This is a genomic window from Shigella sp. FC1544 (genome assembly GCF_001722145.1).
In the GTDB taxonomy this organism is placed as follows: Bacteria; Pseudomonadota; Gammaproteobacteria; order Enterobacterales; family Enterobacteriaceae; genus Escherichia; species Escherichia coli.
In genome coordinates this window covers 1-3,823 of the sequence record NZ_MECT01000171.1, presented here as the reverse complement: position 1 = coordinate 3,823, position 3,823 = coordinate 1, and the positions used below count along the sequence as shown (strand labels likewise).

At 49.2% G+C, this 3,823-nt stretch carries 4 protein-coding genes and 1 pseudogene; 3 read left to right on the top strand and 2 right to left on the bottom strand.

The window, feature by feature from the left end; all coding sequences use genetic code 11:
* A partial coding sequence (locus BGK49_RS10620; protein WP_032335914.1) for a transposase occupies positions 1 to 238 on the bottom strand: 238 nt, incomplete at its 3' end.
* Between the two features lie 429 nt (positions 239 to 667).
* Between BGK49_RS10620 and BGK49_RS29300 the strand changes: the two are divergent.
* Positions 668 to 818, top strand: a pseudogene (locus BGK49_RS29300) (transposase domain-containing protein); the annotation flags it as partial.
* A 216-nt stretch (positions 819 to 1,034) separates the two neighbouring features.
* On the opposite strand, the gene iha reads toward BGK49_RS29300, so the two are convergent.
* The gene (iha, locus tag BGK49_RS10610; protein ID WP_001223346.1) at positions 1,035 to 3,125 is read right to left on the bottom strand and encodes a bifunctional siderophore receptor/adhesin Iha; all 2,091 of its coding nucleotides are present in this window, start codon (positions 3,123 to 3,125) and stop codon (positions 1,035 to 1,037) included.
* On the opposite strand from iha, the gene BGK49_RS31520 reads away from it, so the two are divergent.
* Positions 3,064 to 3,246, top strand: coding sequence for a hypothetical protein (locus BGK49_RS31520; RefSeq protein ID WP_032324551.1), 183 nt, complete (start codon positions 3,064 to 3,066; stop codon positions 3,244 to 3,246). The two genes, iha and BGK49_RS31520, sit on opposite strands and share 62 nt — an antisense overlap.
* A 333-nt stretch (positions 3,247 to 3,579) precedes the next feature.
* Positions 3,580 to 3,823: transposase (locus tag BGK49_RS10600; protein WP_000567704.1), on the top strand; the 244-nt coding region annotated here is incomplete at its 3' end.

Here is a 3,823-nt window from a genome sequence, read left to right as displayed (position 1 = left end):
CAAGGCGAGCTTCATTTAACGCCTTACGCAGTTGCAGAATTTCAGATTCCAGTTCAGCCACCGTGCGGGAACCAGGAGTACCGAGCCCTTTTCTGGCGGCGGTAACCCATTGTCCTAAAGTGCCTTCAGGAAGGGATAATCGGGAAGCGCCTTCACTGATCGAAAGTTGATTTTCAAGAACCGTTCTGACAGCTTCGGCTTTGAACTCTTTAGAGTAACGTTGGTTTTTTCTGCTCATTATTAGCTCCTTCTGATGCCATTCTATTTCAGGAAGGAGTGTCCGTTAAACTCAGGCTACCTCAGAAAGTTGATCTGACCTCTCAGTAAATATCAATACGGTTCTGGCGAGCCGCTTACGTGCAGCAGTCTTATCCGGCAGTTTAAAGGGGAGGACGGAGACCAATGAGGCACTGGAGCAGATTCAGTGCAGAGGTGACCTGCTTTATCAAACTTAATTGTGACAAAATGGCGATTGAGAAGGTGCAATTGACTTATCCGGATTCGGTCGTGGCGAGGTGGTGCCCCTGCATTCTGCTAACCGGGTTATGAGCTAGGAGTCAGCGATAGACAAAGGGACTTATCTGACCGGGCCCCCGGAAAAATGGCGGGAGAGAATGATACCTTCCTGCTGACGAGACCGGACTTTGAGATGACGAGCGATAGTGCGGCAGTGATGTACAGCCTGATCGGTAGCTGCAAAACTTAACGGAATCGAGCCGGAAACGTGGCTACGCCACGTGATCAGTGTAATCAACACCTGGCCTGCCAACCGCATGAAAGAGTTGTTGCCCTGGAACGTCACTCTCTCTGTAAACTAATTTTTACCCCACGTCCTTCACGGTGCGCTTACACTCTGGACAAGTATGTAAATGATAAGTTAAGAATAATCCGTGCATTTCCTGTGACGATATTAGTTGTTGGTAACGAAATCTCATTAGCGGATCGGAAATGCACTTAACCTAATACGTGCCACTGTTCCGCCAGGAGTTGCAGTGGCAACGTATTCTACCGTCAGTGATAGCGTTTTGTTATTATCAGAACTGATAGTTCAGCGACATCCAGTAATTTCGCTCAGGTATCACATATCCTGTTGTTGATGATCCCGTCTGGAAGTAATCACCGGCATACAGCGTACTCTTACCGGCACTGTACAGGCTCACGTCACTGTAATCCTTGTTGAGCAGGTTATTCACCGCAGCATTCAGCGTCAGGGCATCCGTCATCTTCCACGACAGACCTGCATCCACCACCGTCCAGGCTTTCAGGTATTCTCCTTTCTCATCATACACTTTCTTCTGTACAGCGCTCAGTGACGAATAATTCTGGGTGAAACGTGGTGTTTTCCCGCGATAACGGGCACCCAGCCATGATGCCACCTCTTCGGTGATCTGCCAGTTCAGTTTCGCATTCACCATGTGTTCAGGGGTATAACTCAGCGGCGCACCTTTGTTATCACCATCACGTTGTTCACTTCGGGTCCAGGTGTAATTCAGTGACAGCGTGACATCCTCTGACCACAGCGGCAATGTGCCGGCAAATTCCACACCGTGCAACCGGGCCTTTCCGCTGTTTACATAGCTATTGGTGTTATCATTTATGGAATAAGAGACAATCTTGTTGGAGAAGTCAGTCATAAAACCTGTGACATTGGCATTCAGACCGGCGGGGTTATCGTAATACACCCCAGCCTCATAACTGACGCTCTCTTCCGGCTTCAGGTCGGGGTTACCAAGTAGATTTGTTTTTCCCTGCCCGGACACACCACTAATCCCTTTATGTAGCTGCCCCATTCTGGGTGCCTTATATCCCGTGGTCACACCGCCTTTCAGCGTCCAGGCATCTGCCATATCCCAGACCAGATATGCACGCGGACTGAAGTGTCCCCCGAATTGCTCATGATGTTCATAGCGGCTGCCCGCAGTCAGCGCAAGTGCATCCGTGAGATGCCACTCATCCTCAGCAAATACCGACCAGCTTTTCTGCCGGAAAGTTTCACCTGTGCTGGCAAGGACAACTCCGTCTTTCATGGACGAGCTCTGAAACTCGCCCCCCACCGTAACCAGATGAGATTCTCCCAGAGGGGTAAGCAGTAATGAATTCAGGATAAGGTTCGATTCCTTAAGCTCCCGCGGCTGACCGGCAAGCCCCCATTTGTCGCGCTTCAGTACACTGCGTACGAGCTCACGACCTTTATTTTCTGTCTCGTTCCAGTTCAGATACGATTTCCATGTTCCGAAGGTGAAAGTATGATCATAGCCAGCTGAAATTTTGTTCCGCTCATAGCGCAGGGTCCGGTCATATCCCCCCGTCAGACTCCCCAGTTGCCCATCCCGGTTATCATAACGCTGCCGGGTGGTATCCATATCAAACCAGAGCACATCCTGCTCCGACGCCTTCCAGTCAAGACGTGCACCAAGATTATAATTCTGTGACTCCGTGGGATAAGGAATACGCGTGGCTGCTGTATCGCTCAGTGATGTGACCGATGAGCCCTGACGCTGTTGTGTGCTACCGCGTACCTGCAGGCTGACAGAATCATCCACAAGGGGGCCACTGCTCCAGAAATTAAACTGGCTGCTGTTACCCCATTTGTTGCTTTCCTGCAGATTTAGCCCTGCATTGACGGAAGAGAGCCATTTGTCTGCATTCTTTCTGGTAATGATATTCACCACACCGCCCATCGCATCAGAGCCATACAGTGTGGACATCGGCCCCCTGATAACCTCAATACGCTCAATGGCGGCCAGAGGGGGCATGAACCCGGTATTCATGGCAGAAAAACCGTTGGGAGTCACGTCACTGCTTCCGCCCTGACGAACACCATCAATCAGTATCAGCGTGTAACTGGCTGGCATTCCTCGGATGCTGATTTCCAGCCCACCGGTTTTACCCGTACCACTTTCAACATCCACACCCTCTACTGATCTCAGAGCCTCCGCCAGATCGTGGTACTGGCTGGACTGCAATTCCTCCTGGCTAATCACAGAAACACTGGCGGCTGCGTTAGTCAGCTTTTTCTCATAGCCGGATGCCGAGACAATCATCACATCCTCTGCAGCAGCTATGCTGCTGGCTGAAAATCCGAGACAGGGAATGACTACGGAAGCCAGAGTGGTTATTCGCATATTACTAATCTCCGATCATGTTAACCGGCAAGACAATACACAAATACAAACAATAATGAGAATAATTTATATTTGCCTTTTACAAAAAATAAAGATTATTAACAAAACTAAATATAAATAACAACTGCCTCGGCATGCCAGTTAACAGCTATCCGTATGGCGTGTTCGGTTTTGCGAATAAAAAATGGTTACTGTAGAAGCGGATTTCCACCACATGTCAACCATGAATGGTCAGTGGTGCGAGACGACTGGGATGATTTGGTCGATGACTTCTTCCGGTGAATACTGATAGAAACATTGAAATATTGTAAGAGAAAGCGTTCAAAATTCTGTGGCACGTGAAAAATTCTACAGCGTCATCACTAGACTGGCCCCCTGAATCTCCAGACAACCAGTATCACTTAAATAAGTGATAGTCTTAATACTAGTTTTTAGACTAGTCATTGGAGTACAGATGATTGATGTCTTAGGGCCGGAGAAACGCAGACGGCGTACCACACAGGAAAAGATCGCAATTGTTCAGCAGAGCTTTGAACCGGGGATGACGGTCTCCCTCGTTGCCCGGCAACATGGTGTAGCAGCCAGCCAGTTATTTCTCTGGCGTAAGCAATACCAGGAAGGAAGTCTTACTGCTGTGGCCGCCGGAGAACAGGTTGTTCCTGCCTCTGAACTTGCTGCCGCCATGAAGCAGATTAAAG

Excerpts from the sequence above, each read along its gene's own strand:
- BGK49_RS31520 (WP_032324551.1), top strand. The coding sequence starts at position 3,064 with ATGCTGCTGGCTGAAAATCCGAGACAGGGAATGACTACGGAAGCCAGA.
- iha (WP_001223346.1), bottom strand. The coding sequence starts at position 3,125 with ATGCGAATAACCACTCTGGCTTCCGTAGTCATTCCCTGTCTCGGATTT.